The sequence below is a fragment of the Novosphingobium sp. MBES04 genome, from assembly GCF_000813185.1.
GTDB lineage: Bacteria > Pseudomonadota > Alphaproteobacteria > Sphingomonadales > Sphingomonadaceae > Novosphingobium > Novosphingobium decolorationis.
In genome coordinates, this window is the sequence record NZ_DF850489.1 from 1,440,662 (window position 1) to 1,454,961 (window position 14,300).

Sequence of the window (14,300 nt, forward strand, 5' to 3'; positions counted from 1 at the left end):
TGTTGCGCAAATCAGTCGCAGGGCTGCATTCGGCTTTTGAAGGCATTCGGTTAGGCGATACGCTAAGTTTGGGCCTTTCCGAGCGCATCGCATAGATTGAGGATGGCGGCGTCCGAAAAGACCGGCTGGCGCGGACAGCCACTGCACCCGGGAATCAAACCAGATCTGAAGCGCCCCCCTCTGTGCCAAGGCTACGTTGTAGGCTTTCCAATTCGTCGCGGGGTAGCGGGCGCGGGGCGGTTTGCTCATCGCCAGCCATTAACCGACTGGATTCACAAACGGCATCCCTCCGTCATTTGCGCAACAAAGCCATCTCGCCCATGAGATCAACGTCCTTCGCGGGATCGTGAAACAGATGCCCATAGACATCATAAGTCATCGTAATCGACGAATGCCCCAGCATCGTCTGGATCTTCTTCGGCGGCCACCCCTGCTCGATGAAAAGTGAGGCAGCAGCGTGACGAAGGGCGTGCATCGAGAAGCGCGGCGTGCCCTTGCTATCCACGATGCCGCACTCCGTCATCAGGGGCTTGAACACGCGGTTGTAGATGTTCGAGTGCGTCTCGACCTTGCCCACGCCGTTGGGGAACACGAGGTCGAGTTCCCCCACAGGGCATGATAGCTTCCAAGCCTTCAGCACGCGCGCGAGTTGCGGCCCCATCGGAATGTCGCGACGCCCAGCCTTGCTCTTGGTGCTGCCCATATCGCAGTAGCGGTCAGCGCGCTTACGCACGGTGATGATGCTGCGCTCGAAGTCGACCGCCTCCCATGCCAGCCCGCGCAGCTCAGACATGCGCATGCCGGTGAAGATCGCAGTCATAATCAGCGGCTGGTGCTTCGCGGGAGCGTTGGCAATCAACGCGCGGATTTCGTCCTTGGTGGGGAACACGCGGTCGGGATCGTGGCGGCGGCTGCGCCGCAGCTTCGCCTCCCGCGCGACATTATGCGCGACCAGGCCGCGCTCAATCGCGGCATTGATGATAGAACGAAGCGTCGTCAGGCATTTCTTCGCCATCGCGCGCGTGCTCTCGATGAGCATCGTGTCGAGAAAGTCACGCACGTGGGCGACGGTGAGGTCCGCGAGCAGCAGCCCTCCCATCTTCGGCTCAATATGGTTGCGCACGTGCCCCCGGTAGGAGTGCATTGTCGCGCGTTCCAGCTGCTCGACCTCGCAACGTCGCAGCCACATCTGCGCGCAATCGCTGATGGTCCAGTCCTTCACGGTATCGGTCATATCAAAAATCCTAACTTGTTGTGATACCGCCAGATTAGGAGACCCGAACAGCGGCGTCGGGCTCTTTTTGTTCCGCATCGCCAGCTTCTTGAGCCTGAGCAGCGCGCACGTCTTCAATGATGTCCAGCAAGACGCGCCGCACATCTTCGAAATTCGCGATCAAGAACGCGCGGCGTTGGCGGTAGTCGGCCCGCTTCCAATGGTGCGTCAGCTTGGCGGCTGGTGTGGGCGGCACCTTCGTCCGATAGCCTGCAATCTGGCTCGCCTGATAAACCGTAAGCGCGCCAGCTTCGATCTGAGCCAGAAGATCGCTACGCCCATCCTTCTTCATGCGTTGAAGCAAATATGCGTTATCGCGCTTCCCTGCGGTCGCCACGAGCACCTCCATAGACGCGTCTACCCTGACGCGGCGATTGATTGAGAAGAGAGGGCCCGACGGCAAACCCTGGCCCTTTGTCCACTTTTTGTTCCGACAAACCATGCAGCTCGTGATATACTGAGCGCAAGTCGATTTTCGTCCTGTGACAGACGGTTAGCCACCGCGCGTTGCCATAGCACAAGGGAATTAGCCGCCAGCCCTGCGGCAAAGCGAAGGCCGGGAAGAAGACCGGAGTCGAGCGAGTGCACGCCATGGGAAAATCAGCCGCTACCACCGGCTGGTAAAAGCCCCGCTCCGGTGAGCGAAAGGTTGCAACAAGATGGGGTATGAAAGCCCCCTGCCCTGCGCACGGTTGAAGGAAAGCCACGCGGGGTGCGTCCAGCTTCACGCTGGATAACCGGACGGGCCGAGAGGCCAGGGTTTCGGAGCAAGTCGACCGGTAAAGCGTCCCACCGGTCCCAGCTGTCGCTCAGCTCAATGCTCTTCACCACTTCCCATGGGATAACCAAGGAATAACCCCCTGCGGTCATGGATATATCTTCCCATGGTCGCAGGGGGATAAATGTCTTCCTTGGGATGCTTCTTCACACCATCCTAAAAGACAAGATCGTTGCTGCGTCAGCAGCAGCGATCTGCAACCGGGCACAGCCCGGTTGCCTCACGCACCGCCCTCAGATGATGTTTGCAACCGATCAAATTCCTCATCTTCCAAAATGCACCAGCGAAATTCGCTGTCGCGAAGCCGCTCACGCATGAATTTCACTCCGCAAAGAACCGGAGAAAAATCAAGGAAGTCCTAGGAATTTTCGGCTTCATTCACCCGGATGGTGCCTATCCGCCGGTGTCGGAAAATCCGGGGCGATCTCTGTTATGCAACCTCTTCATTCAGTTACAGCGCCCCGACGGCAAGCTGACTGCGGTGACGCGTCATGTGCTTCGGCGTGTGGCTGCTCACGGGCTGGGTCAACCAGAGCGTGTCGAACACCTTGGCCAACGCCTCATAGCACCCCTGCCCGAAACCGAACTCAACCAATTCGTCGCGGGTAAGGTCAGGCAAGGTTTGCAGCGCTTCGCTGCAAACCTCCTTGAACGCGACGAACCGGTCGAAACCGCCTTCGACATCGTTCGTGTGCTTCCCAGACCAGTCCTCCCAGTCCTGGTCATTGACGCCCATTCCGAGAAGGAAGAAAGCTCGGCGAGCAGCTGCGAAGGGATCGGTGGAATATTGCATTGTCATTTACCTCATTGTGAGCCCGGCACCATGCCGTTCGCTCGTGAGGTCTGCTAACTTAAGCACAAAAATCACGCTGTCGCATGGCTAATTTTGTTCCCGTTTCACCCCAATATGAACAGCCACGAGATCACATCCACGAACATGAAATATAAAGATCTTCCGGAATTTCCGCCCCTCTACATCGAGCCCCCGAATTTTTCGTCAGTGGCAACTATTAAGGTGGAATGTCGGAACCACCCAAAGCCTCGAGGCCGTCACGCGCTCTATCTCCGGTGCTCGTCCCGCCCGCACAGCAAGCTCGATGTCGCGCAGCAGCTGGCCGATGCGCAGGCACTCCTTGCAATCGGGCGCGGGAGCATCATCAAGACGTTCACGGAAGAAGAGCCATTGAGCGACGGCAAGCGACCTGAGCTCGAAAAGGCTATTGCGTTCTGCAAGGCCGAAGGCGCGAGAATCATCCTGGGCAAGATCGCGGGGATGCGCGGAGGTTATCGCTGGCTCAAGCGGCTGCACGACGAAGGCATCTATTTCATGGGGGCCGATGATCCCACGATCAACCGACTGGACTTTTACCAAATTGTGTGGCGCGAAAATCGCCGCCGAGACGACATTGGCCGTAAGATCAAGCAGGCATTAGCCGAAACAAAGGCGCAAGGGACCACCCTCGGCGGCAAGCGCGCAAACGCCAGCGGCCTTGAACTCGGTCCGGCAGCTAGTGCGATCTCACGCAAGCAACGAGCGCTCTCAAGGTCTCTTTACACCATGAGCAAGATCCGCGAGATCCAACATCGCGGCGTAACATCACTCACCGGCATCGCCACGCGGCTCAACCAGATGAAGCACCCAACCCCTCGCGGCGGTCAATGGAGCCCCGCCCAGGTGCGCGCGGTAATCAAGAGGTGCGAGGGATAGGCCGGCGGCGTGCCACCCGTGCGAGCCTCCCCCTCGGGCCCATCTGCAAGCCCATGGAGCGCCGCGACAAAATGGTCCGCCCGGACCATTTCCCACCCGCTTCCAGCGCTAGAATGCGTCAGAACACTCGTATCGACCACGACGCGAGTATGACCATGAAGCTCTTCAAGATCACCGACCTCAACGTCCTCGAGCCCCTCACGGTGCTTGCGGAAAGCCGTGACGCCGCGGCGGACTACTTCGTCGCCGCCATGCAGCGCGGCTTCGGCCAGGTTCCCGTCATCGAGTATGCGGTGACCCGATGGAATCCCCGCGACCTGGAGCGCCGCGCTGACCTCCGCGGCGTTCTCGACAATGTTCGGAGCGGGTTCGTCTGGGAGGGGCAGCAGGGCTGGGAGATCATCAACCCGTTCGATGTGGGCTCGAGACGGGTGCCATGATGCGGAGAAGTGGAGGATCGAACTAGGCTTCTTCACTGACTAAGTGATGAAACGCAATAATCACTTTATAATATATTGGACACCGGAACAAAATTCACCCATATATCGATAAAGATCAGTTGATTAAGACGATAATATATGGACCTTCTCTACTGCGACGAAAGTAACCTCGAAAATCGCGCTGGCGAGTTCCTATTATATGGTGGCATTCGCATCCCCGTCGAGCGAGCGGCATCTCTCAGTGCACGTATTGAGACATTGCGCGCCGAGGCTGGCCTAGAACCCGACACAAGATTGAAATTCAATCCTGCTCCTGACGGCCTCTCACATGAGCAGTTCAGGTCCCTAAAGCAAAGCATCATCGAGGCAGCAATCGAACACAATTGCGAGCTTCTCGCATACGTTGTTTTGCACGATCTGGCAGGCAATCCAGACGCAGCTCGGCGCTTCGGCATAAACACAGTTTGCTACCACTACCATTGCGCCCTAAGCCGGTTAGAGCGCGACGGAATAGTCTTGATCGATCGTTTCAACGACGAGGGAAATCAGATCGACGGACACCTGACCGAAAAAATGGCGATCGGCGTGCAACTACCTCATCGAGCTGTTCCCACACGCCTGACACGAATAATCGGCTTTCACTACAGCGCTATCGGGCAGTCGCACTTCACATCGCTAATCGACATTCTGATCAGTTCGCTACGCTGGGCGATTAACGTCCATTCCCGAGATCAGGTCAATTTTCGCGAAAACGCAGTCGGACTTCTGGCAGCCCTTTCCCCTCTGTTTTTTCGCTACAATGGTCGGGAAACTGTGCCTGACATAGGCTTCTGCTTCTCACCGATGAATGTTCGCGTTCCCGGCTACCACGGTCGCTACATTGCCTTGCAGGAATTTCTTCGTGAGGCTGGGATCTCCAGTGAACAGACGGTAACAAACAACCCCAACTAAAATCACCAGACACAAAAAAGCCCGCCGAAGCGGGCTTTTGAAGTGGTAGCGGAGGAGGGATTGGCCCAATTTACCCATCCTCCTGAAATTATTCAAAAACGGCACGAAACCGCCCTGCACGCCACCCCCAATCACACCCCCAAATTAGCCATTTTCGACGAATTGCCCTATGCGAGCGGTGAGTTGAGCTCCGAAGTTTGGGGGCGGATGTCGCCGATGTTTAGCTCCATATCGCGGACTTGAACCTCGCCTTCACACCGTTCCAGAGTGACGACGTCAGGCGCCTAGCCTGACCCCAAAGGCGGCAGCATAGCAACGTTCATCAACCGACCAACTCAAGCACTCCACCCGTCGGTCAGGGCGCCGCGGGGTGTGCAGCAACCGGCCGTTCGTCCAACAGCGTCCCGCTAGGCTGCAACATGGTTCTGTTGCGGTCGCTCATCGATAAAATACGGTAGTACCAGAGACAAAAGACAGCCGTTCGCTCAGGAATCGCGCGGACTTGCGCCTCGTTGATGCTGGCATGCGCCTCCTCAGCGACGAAAATGATGCCCCGGCGTTCCCTCGTCATCGAGAAACAGCATGTGGTTCGGAAGGGGCTGAGGGTTCTGATGGCCTTTGATTGGGTAAACAGCGGTGGTTTCGGTCAAGGCTGTGGATTCCATTCTTGCCGTGACATGCTCAGGCAGCATGTAGTTGCCATAGACCCATTCCAGTGTGCTTCCGCGCGGCTCGAACGTCTTCATCTGCTCCAAATTGAACTGGTGACGAAGACCTTCGACGGCATTGCCGCCGGTCGTCTCGTAGCCGACATGAAGAACGCCTGGCCGGTCGTTGAGCTGACCCGATTTGTCAGCCACCAGCGCTCGAAAATGCGTTGCTTTGCGCCGTGCGGCTTCCTCAGATGTGCTGACCCAGCCCACCACGCTCGCGCGCGCTACGGCGGTAGCGTGGAAGGGGCGTCCGGGTGCCGGCGTCCATGCCCCTGCCATCCGGTAATCGACCTCATGCATGTATTGGCCCATCAGCAATTCGATCATCCGGCTAGCGCCAAACATAATGTCATCGTGACGAAGGACGGCGCGTAAAGACCGCAAGTCCGAGCGCTCGATTCGGCCATGTCCCGATTCATCACGCCATTCCCCAGAGCCCCCCTCCAGGAAGGTTGCGACACGGTCGGCCAGATATCTGTCGGGCAAGTTTGCCAGCTCGGCTTCAAAGATCACCTCGACCGAGATCGAAGTCTCCCTACATTCAGCTTCCTCCAGCGCTAGCTGCGCGAGCCGATCGCCGGCGGCGCGCTCCTGCGCCATATAGTCGGACCGCCCTGTGCGCGTGCATTCGACCGCCCACTCAATCCCCTCATGGCTCACATGCAGATCCGGCGTTCGCCGGGTTGAATCTTCGGGAACGAACTGGACGCTGCTCCAGCCGCGCGAGGCATAGGCGCCTGCGACCAGCAACTCGTACAGCGCGTCGTCAGGCACTGCCCGATTATCGATCATCATCCGCCTGACGCGATCCTCGACACCGATCACGCGCTTCAGTGAAGGAAGCAGTTGGCCGAGCCGTCGAAAGACCGGCGCGATGCGATATGCTTCCTGCTCCACCAAATTGGCGCGATCTGACGCGTAGGCATTGGCTTGGAAGACATACCAAGCGATGAGGTCACTGGGATCGTAGAGCGGCGGCCTAGCGCCCGACGGCCACTGGCTGCGGGCCGGCGCGAATATGGCCCGGACGCGGCTCATCCGGGCCTCCCAATCGGCAGCTGGCACCATGGAGGTTAGCCAGTCAATCGCGGCGAGCACGTACTCGTCGAGCCAGTCCTGACCTTCTCTGGTCGCGATCCAAATAGGGCCTTGGGGCATTCTAGTTCCTCTTGTTTTGAAGCCGCTCGGGAACAGAACTTAGCTGATGGCCGTGTCTATCATTTCAATGCTGTTTAGCACTTGGCTGGATTCGCTTATGTCTCCGCCCGGCCATGATCGAACCTAGGACCTGTTGATAGACCACTGTGACCCTGTCCCGAAACGCCCTGTGACTGTTAGATGTATCGCCGATAATCAGGGCTTACCACTTGACCTTCGGCCATGTATTTCAGCACCTCACCGACCTTTCGGGCGGCCCGGATGGGGACTGGCAGTCGCTGGTTCATCTGCGTCGAATTCCAGTTAATCTTCGTCAGCGAGAAGACCTCCTCTGCGATCTGCGCCACCGTGCTGTCGCTGCTGGGGTGCGGGCAAAGCAGCAGTGGCCGGGGCACGTACAACCCTGGATAAGTGCCATAATAGGGAATGCTGCCGTTAGTGTAGAGCAGACCCTTGCCATCTAGCTCGACAAACGTGCCTCGAAGGACCGGGTAATCGCCATCTCGCAGGATCTTGGCGTCATAAGACTCTTGGACCCACACCAGATCGCGATACTCGGTCTCCGCCTCATTCAGCGAACGCAGGATGCCATCGGCCTCTTCGCCGCGGAACCGCGATGTCTTAAGGATGATGACCCGGGCTGGCGGATGTTTGTGGTGGTCCCGATAGGCCTTCAACGCGCCCTTTACGAGTTCATAAGCATCTGCCTCGGTCATGTAGGGATGACGGCCCCGCGTCTCTGTCTGAGCACGCTTGCCTTTCAGAATGAACCCTCGGCCACGCTCGTCGAACATCTGCGCCGCGCTGGTCCAAAGCTGCTGGCCGCTGACATCACGGTAGAAGCTCACGCCAATGTAGCAGGCGCGAAATTCGCCTTCCTTCGGCAGGCGGCGCCACGGAATACGCCCCGAGCCCTTGTAGTAGAGGGTGGTCAATAAGTTCCAGGTTCGCCCAGCCTGATCCTGAATCTTCCGATCACTGGAGACCTTCACCTTTTGCGGAATCTTCGCCTTCTCATCAATGACGTCTTCCCAAATGATCTGGATCGGAAAATTGAGTGGCATCGCCCTGGCTTTGAGCAATCCTCGGAAATTAGGAGCATCCGAGCCGCCTGCATCTTCCTGCTCAGTGGTGCCTTCGGCATTAGTCTTCGCGTTCCAAACCCGCTCAATGAGCGCGACGGGCAGAGCAACCACCGCGACATCGGGGCGGTTTCCACTGTCGTCGATTGTCTGAAGAATATCCATGATGGCATCAACCGCCATCTCAACCGCCTTGGCGTGATTGGGCTCCTTCATGATCCGATCAATCTGAGCCTTGGTGAGCGCGCCGCATGCATCGTCATCGACCTCGAAGCCACAGCGGAACGGATTGTTATTGTGCAAGCCCGGAAAGTTTGGGTTCATGTTCGGATGGCTTTCCGCCCTAGACGTGAACCCGCCTGCGGCCGCCAGAAAGAATTCCTTCGAGTCCTCAACCGTCTTTGCGTCTCCCACCACGCCCAAACGTATCTTGTCGCCGAGTGGTGCCTGCAGCGGACCAGCATCGGTCAGCCCGAGACGAGGGTCCTGGTGGCTATGCTGATCGCCAAATTCGAGCAGCGGTTCATCAAATATCCGGCACTCAAACTTCATTGAACAACGATCCCGACGTATTACTGTCATCCTGCTCGGCGGCAGTTCGCTTGCCCCAGACATCATCCGGCACAGCAGTTGGCAGTTCGATTTCCGGCGGAGGATCGAAGCGCAAGGTTACGGTCGGTCCGACAGGTTCGGCAAACAGATCGGTGGCACCGGCCTCATGTTGGGTAAGGAAGCGATGCCACATGATCACTTGGCCGCGAATCGCAGCGTTGTTCTCCAGCCGCTTCTTCCCTGAGAGTAACGCCTCCGGAAAAGGGTGACGCGTGTAACCGTTCGTTGTGAAATGGTAGGTCGGGCTGACCATGAGAAACCATTGATCCATCATGCACTCGAACTTAGGCGCGAAGGCGTGATGCCTGACGAAGCCGACCTTGCCGGGCACCTTTGTACTCATGGTAACCTTCACGACATCGGCCTTCGTTTTCACCTTGGCCGACTGATAATGGAACGTTCGCGGTTGGCTGTCCTCATACGCCTTCACGTAAAAGACCCGATTGTCTTTGTCCCAAGCCAGATCGTCTTGCATCTGGTGCTGAAGCGTCTGCCGTAACAAGAACGCGAAATTGTTCTGTTCGTCAATGTCCTCATGATACCCGATCATACGGGTTTCTATAGCTTCTACCTGATCAAGATCTACGAAGGAGCCTGTCACCGCATCGCGTGGGTCGTGGAAGGACCAGAACGTGCCGTCCTTGATGACCCAGTCGTAACGTGCCGTTTCCCCTGTATCGTACATTTCCTTGAGCGCGCTCTTGCGATCGAAGGGCGTGCTCGCGACGAATATCTCGGTGGGTAGGTTGATCGGCAACAGATTAACCAACGCGGTCTCACCGCCGCCCAATGGCGGAACGTAGTAACCAAAGCCATTGATGGGGACAGTCAGCGCGGCGAGGCGGTCCAATGAGGACTTATCCAAGACATCCAAGGTCTTATCAAATGTGAGCCGGCGCTGTTCCACCCCCGGTTGGGTCTGAACTTGCGCCCAGTAGTGGCTATCATCACTCTCCCGATACATCACCACGATGACCGGGAGATTGGACGTCTTCCAGTAGGCCAAGTCCTTTACATCCAATAGGTATGTGAAGCTGGTGTCGGTTTCGGACGTGTATTTCGCTCTTCGCGTCGACTTAATTTGCACGGCAATCATGCGCGCGGTCGGCTCGCCATCAATCATGACTTCCGCCAAGCCGTCGATGCCCGCCTCCAGCCGACTGCGAGAGTCAAACTGGAAACCCATAGACAAGAAACGCTTGCGTACTGCCGCCTCGCCTAACTCGCCGATCAGTTGATTGTCGGTAATCTTTTTCGCCACGGCCCGATGATAGAACATCGTGGCAACTGCGCCATCGCAAATTTCGAAAATCGCGGGCCTTCTCCAAGATTTCCGGACTCTTAATCCGAGTTTTGCCTCGCGCATTCCCCGATCCGGGAAAATCTCGGGCCGCATTCATCACAATTATAATTGCCTCAAGGCAGCAGGGCTTGAACGCAACAGCGTAACGACAAATGTCCCCCAGTCGAAATTCGAAGGCGAACGAGGAGAAAACGGTGAGGCATGCTCACTCGCTACGTGCTGTGCCAACACCATCCAAACGTCCGATTGGATCCAAGACCCAATTTTTTTAAAATTGCGCCTGTGGACGACGCCTTCCAGCCTAAACCCGCCATTGCAACGAAGGCTGGGGAATGTCGGCTATGCCCCACCTCCAGCAAGCCCAACCACCTCGATCTGGCTTCCGATTAACGACGAGCCTACCGATCGCCCGCGTCAGCTTCGTCCATCTCCTTCGCCCAGGTCCGCAACGCTCCATGATCCGCCGGATGAGAACGTAGTCCTGATCTCCGAGCAACTGGTTGCAATCGCCGGCGAACTCACGGCGCAGCTTCATCGGCATGGTCACGATACTGGCGGTGATGACCGCCTCGATACGGCGCAGGTCCAGGGTATTCATTACATGCATCTCCTTTCGTGATTGTCGGGACGTTCAGCCCTTCTCGATGAGCCCGCGCAGACTGGCGTAGGGCACGAGGGTGATCGCCCCCACCTTGACGACCTCGATGCGCCCTTCGGCGATGAGCTCGTAAAGCTTGGAACGCCCGATCCCGGTGAGCCGGCAGGCTTCGGGAATGCGCACCGAGATGGGCTGAGTTGGCGTCGGGGTCTTGTCGCTCATAGATCGAACTCCTGCTGGATCTCGGGTTTGGAGCCTTGACCCGCCGCCTTGCCCTTGGCGGCAAGCTCACCGGCCATGCGCACGAACTGCTCATAGCGAAGCTTGCCCAGGTGTCGGGTCTCGGCGTCGAAGGCGGGATGGTGCGCGGTCATCGTGAGCTGATGGCGCACCAAGAGGCCGACCACTTCGGTGAGATGCGCCATCTGCCGTTCGAGGGCTTCACTGGCCTTCACCTGACGGGCAAGCTTAGCCCCGAACTTCGCTTCGATCGCCTGCCCCTCCTCGGCCGCGAACCACGCGGTCAGCGCCTTGGTCAGAACGTCGGTCTTCGAGCTCTCGGGCGCGGCGGCGGCCACCTCGAGCTTGGCCGAGAGAACGTCGGGCAGGTAGAACTGGTGGCGGGTTTTGGTCGTCTGCATGCGTACGAGGATGCACCGGCGCGGTATGCTCTGACAGAACCTCTCCGGTGCCAGCTGGGGCCCCTGCCGATCTACATGCCGATTTCCGGGCCGCGATCGCGGCCCTTGCCGATGGTCCAGCTGATCGCGCCTCCCCGCTGGATCCCCGAGACGAAGCGACCGCGCTCATGTTCGAGCACCGGCTGCCAGGGCACCAGCGTGAAGTCGCGCGAACGCGCGACCACGGCGAACTTGTCCTCGCCAATCTGGACGGGCTGCTTGTAGACGCCCTCCAGATACCCGCCCTTGCTCTGCGAATAGTCGAGGCCCAGCTCCTTCGCGAGCTGCCCGGCGACGCGCGTCAGTTCGCGCTGTTTGAGGCTCGCGATCAGGTCGGGCTTGTAGACCATAGCCTCCCCTTCCTGGCGGGCCAGGTCCTGTTCAATCAGCCACTGCTGGCGCCGTGCGAGCGCATCGCGGATTTCGACGCCGATCCTGCCCTCGAGCTGCAGCCGTCCGGGCTCCAGGCATTTGCGGTCAAGCCAGGTCGGCCCGTCGTGACGGGCAAGGCTCGTCAGGTCGCGCTCGGTTACCACAGAGACTTGCACGGGCTGGCGCTGACCTCGGGCCTGTTCGTAGCCCTCGACGAGCGCGGTGTGATCGCGTCCGATCGCCCAGCTGCCATCGCTTGCACGCTCCAGCTTCCGGGTCGCCTTGCGGATCGCTTCGAGCCTTCGGACATGCGCTTCGGCATAGGTGCGTGTCGCGCCCGGATCGTGGGCCTGGTGCGCGGCGATGCTGTAGCGCCCTCCATTCGCTTCGGCGACCTCCATGATGGTCTTGTCCGAGGCGCGCAGGCCATGGCGGCTCGGCGCAATCTCGACCAGGCGCCCGGTCATCGCCCCATCGGCCAGATCGTGGCCCAGGTCGACGTAGTGCGAACGCGCGTCGGTCGCCTCGACGATGAGGTAGTGGCGATCGCGGATTTCATCGGAGAGCCCGCGCGCCTGAATGCGGCCAAGCAGCTCCTGGCCCTTGCTCGGTTCGTAGATGGCATAGTCGTGCGGGAGCACCTGCGGCGTGGCTTTCAGCTCGCGGTGCATGGTGGCGATGATGTCGTGGCGCGTGCCCATGGCCCGCAGCGACGCTTCCAGCCCCTCTTCGAGCCGGTAGCGCCCCTTGCCCTCCTCGTGGGCCAATCCCATGCGCTGAAGCGTGCTGAGCCGTGCGGCGCGCAAGGCCTGCTCGGCCGGGTCGCGATGCCAGGCCGAAGCGATGCCATTCTCGTCGCGATCGCGCAGCAGACGGCGGTCGATCCCGGTGAAGCGTTCCTGGCTCACTTCGCGCGCATTGCCTTGCGCGATCTCGTGCTCGGTGCGTGGGCCCAGATCGCGGTTGACGATGTCACTTGCGCGCCCGGCGATGCCGTGGCGGATGTAGTCGCGGGCAATGATCAGATTGTGCCCGCGTTCATCGACACCGCGCACGACGATATGGGTGTGGGGATGGCCGGTGTTGAAGTGGTCGACCGCGACCCAGTCGAGGCGCGTGCCCAGGTCCTTCTCGACGTCCTTCATGAGATCGCGGGTCAGTGGCTTGAGGTCAGGATACTGCGCCCCGTCCTCGGCCGAGACGATGAAGCGGAACTGGTGGCGATCGCCGGTGCCGCGTTCGAGGAAAGCCTTGCCGTCGACCTCGTCGCGATCGGGGCCGTAAAGATCGCCGCGTTCGCCCTCGCGCGTGGTGCCCTCGCGCTGGAGATAGCGCAGATGCGCGGCGGCAGCCTTGGCGCCCTTGCTCGCCAGCTTCACGAAGCGCGCTTTGACGATCACGCGCCGGGCGCGCGGATTGGAAAAGCGTCCGGCGTTTCCCAGCACCGTTCCGATCGTCGATCCGCGTCCGATCCGGCTGCCGCTGAACCGACCGCGGGCCCGGGCCTTGCGGGCCCCGTTCCCTCCGGCTTGGTTGACCGCGCGGCGCAGGTCGTGGCGAAGGGGGCGCTCCTTACCCATATGACCAAGCCAGACATCGAAGTCGTCGTCCATGGGCACACCTCCAGGTCCAAAAGACCCGATGAGGGAGGACCGACCCAACGCTTCAAGGTCCTCCACCGATGTCTCGCGCCAAACCAGCGCAAATCCACGCGATTTTCCCGCGCAATCTCGTCGTGGAGGCACGCGAGCATCGCCAAGCGCACCTAATCTCCCACAAAAACGATGTGCAGACAGACAGTTAGCAGGGGGCGCGAGACACCTGCCTTTATCTTGCCTTACGCCCTATCCCCCTCTCCTGCGATCACCCCCGTCTGCCTCCTCTCATCCGACCCGCCGAGGAAACGGCCTTCACGATGTTCGCCCTATGTTCTAATCCAGAGCACCCGCATCGAGTCGCATGGAGGCATGGCAGCATGGGTGTTCACATTGAGGGTGGAGGCAAATCGAGCCTGCTGCTGACAGGCGATATCGAGACGCGCCTCGAGGTCCCGGCGCGCGGGATTGCCGAGGGGTTTTCGCTGGCGTTCTCGGATAGAACCTTGCTGCGTGGGACGTTCCTGGACGATGCTTCCAGCTGCCGTTTTGCCCTCGCGGTCGAAGGCGCAGCGCAGGTTCGCATCACGCGTCATGAAGACGGTGACCGGGTCGATCTGAACTGGAATTTCGAGTGGATCACGCTCGCTTGCGGCCAGGAAACCCTGCAGCCGGAAGCGGTCGATGCCGAGGAAGAGGTGCTGCAACTGACGCTCGACATCGTGGTCGAGGAGCGCGTCTAAAAGGGAATGGAAGCCAGCCGGTCAGCTGGCTTCGCGGGCGGTCTCTTCGAGCTGGACGATGCGTTCGGAGCACACGGTCTGGACGACGCGGCCGAGCTCCTCAACCTGTTCGCCGAGCCAGGTCAGTTCCTCTTCGCTCACGGTGTAGTGCTTGGAGTAGCGCGCCTTGACGTAGGCTTCCTTGAGCTTCTCGAACATGCCGCGCTGCCAGCGGTTCTCGCGCGGCCAGGCATAGACCAGCCGGGGATCGAGACGTTCGGCTTGCGTGCGCAGGAACGCCAGATTGTGGACATG

General features: G+C 59.5%; 14 protein-coding genes and 2 pseudogenes. 4 read left to right on the top strand and 12 right to left on the bottom strand.

Features of this window, described 5'->3' with window-relative positions; genetic code table 11:
- Nucleotides 1-105: 105 nt before the first annotated feature.
- The 4 genes and pseudogenes from MBENS4_RS26955 to MBENS4_RS20190 form a co-directional block, all read right to left on the bottom strand.
- Nucleotides 106-249, bottom strand: a pseudogene (locus tag MBENS4_RS26955) (IS5/IS1182 family transposase); the annotation flags it as partial.
- A 43-nt stretch (nt 250-292) separates the two neighbouring features.
- Complete coding sequence (locus MBENS4_RS20180; protein ID WP_039394091.1) at nt 293-1,234, bottom strand: tyrosine-type recombinase/integrase; 942 nt, start codon at nt 1,232-1,234, stop codon at nt 293-295.
- A gap of 34 nt (nt 1,235-1,268) precedes the next feature.
- Nucleotides 1,269-1,622: a hypothetical protein gene (locus tag MBENS4_RS20185; RefSeq protein WP_039394095.1), complete on the bottom strand. Its 354-nt coding sequence runs from the start codon at nt 1,620-1,622 to the stop codon at nt 1,269-1,271.
- An 880-nt stretch (nt 1,623-2,502) separates the two neighbouring features.
- Nucleotides 2,503-2,844 (bottom strand): hypothetical protein, encoded by a 342-nt coding sequence (locus tag MBENS4_RS20190; RefSeq protein WP_039394098.1) that lies wholly within the window; start codon nt 2,842-2,844, stop codon nt 2,503-2,505.
- Between the two features lie 144 nt (nt 2,845-2,988).
- On the opposite strand from MBENS4_RS20190, the gene MBENS4_RS24395 reads away from it, so the two are divergent.
- The 3 genes from MBENS4_RS24395 (at nt 2,989) to MBENS4_RS20205 (ending at nt 5,150) form a co-directional block, all read left to right on the top strand.
- Entirely contained in the window at nt 2,989-3,759 is a 771-nt protein-coding gene (locus MBENS4_RS24395; protein WP_159108109.1) for a recombinase family protein, read from the top strand.
- Between the two features lie 149 nt (nt 3,760-3,908).
- The gene (locus tag MBENS4_RS20200; protein WP_039394103.1) at nt 3,909-4,199 is read left to right on the top strand and encodes a hypothetical protein; all 291 of its coding nucleotides are present in this window, start codon (nt 3,909-3,911) and stop codon (nt 4,197-4,199) included.
- Between the two features lie 138 nt (nt 4,200-4,337).
- Nucleotides 4,338-5,150, top strand: a complete 813-nt coding sequence (locus MBENS4_RS20205) for a hypothetical protein (RefSeq protein WP_039394106.1) — start codon at nt 4,338-4,340, stop codon at nt 5,148-5,150.
- A gap of 533 nt (nt 5,151-5,683) precedes the next feature.
- Here the strand turns inward: MBENS4_RS20205 and MBENS4_RS20210 are convergent.
- From MBENS4_RS20210 to MBENS4_RS20240, 7 genes are all read right to left on the bottom strand, one after another.
- On the bottom strand, nt 5,684-7,021 hold the full coding sequence (locus tag MBENS4_RS20210) for a hypothetical protein (protein WP_039394109.1): 1,338 nt from the start codon (nt 7,019-7,021) through the stop codon (nt 5,684-5,686).
- 176 nt (nt 7,022-7,197) lie between these two features.
- The gene (locus MBENS4_RS20215; RefSeq protein WP_039394112.1) at nt 7,198-8,655 is read right to left on the bottom strand and encodes an argonaute/piwi family protein; all 1,458 of its coding nucleotides are present in this window, start codon (nt 8,653-8,655) and stop codon (nt 7,198-7,200) included.
- Nucleotides 8,645-10,081 carry a DUF4365 domain-containing protein gene (locus tag MBENS4_RS20220; protein WP_242405029.1) on the bottom strand — a complete coding sequence of 479 codons (1,437 nt, stop codon included), beginning with the start codon at nt 10,079-10,081 and terminating at the stop codon, nt 8,645-8,647. Before MBENS4_RS20220 ends, MBENS4_RS20215 begins: the two co-directional genes overlap by 11 nt.
- A 238-nt stretch (nt 10,082-10,319) precedes the next feature.
- Nucleotides 10,320-10,616, bottom strand: coding sequence for a hypothetical protein (locus MBENS4_RS20225; protein WP_039394113.1), 297 nt, complete (start codon nt 10,614-10,616; stop codon nt 10,320-10,322).
- A 33-nt stretch (nt 10,617-10,649) separates the two neighbouring features.
- Nucleotides 10,650-10,838, bottom strand: coding sequence for a helix-turn-helix domain-containing protein (locus MBENS4_RS20230; RefSeq protein ID WP_039394116.1), 189 nt, complete (start codon nt 10,836-10,838; stop codon nt 10,650-10,652).
- On the bottom strand, nt 10,835-11,257 hold the full coding sequence (locus MBENS4_RS20235; protein ID WP_039394119.1) for a hypothetical protein: 423 nt from the start codon (nt 11,255-11,257) through the stop codon (nt 10,835-10,837). The genes MBENS4_RS20230 and MBENS4_RS20235 overlap by 4 nt, the downstream gene beginning before the upstream one ends.
- 71 nt (nt 11,258-11,328) lie before the next feature.
- Nucleotides 11,329-13,281: a DUF3363 domain-containing protein gene (locus MBENS4_RS20240; RefSeq protein WP_039394122.1), complete on the bottom strand. Its 1,953-nt coding sequence runs from the start codon at nt 13,279-13,281 to the stop codon at nt 11,329-11,331.
- Between the two features lie 362 nt (nt 13,282-13,643).
- On the opposite strand from MBENS4_RS20240, the gene MBENS4_RS20245 reads away from it, so the two are divergent.
- On the top strand, nt 13,644-14,006 hold the full coding sequence (locus MBENS4_RS20245; RefSeq protein WP_039394125.1) for a hypothetical protein: 363 nt from the start codon (nt 13,644-13,646) through the stop codon (nt 14,004-14,006).
- A 21-nt stretch (nt 14,007-14,027) separates the two neighbouring features.
- On the opposite strand, the pseudogene MBENS4_RS20250 reads toward MBENS4_RS20245, so the two are convergent.
- Nucleotides 14,028-14,300 (bottom strand): annotated as a pseudogene (locus MBENS4_RS20250) (nucleotidyltransferase); the annotation flags it as partial.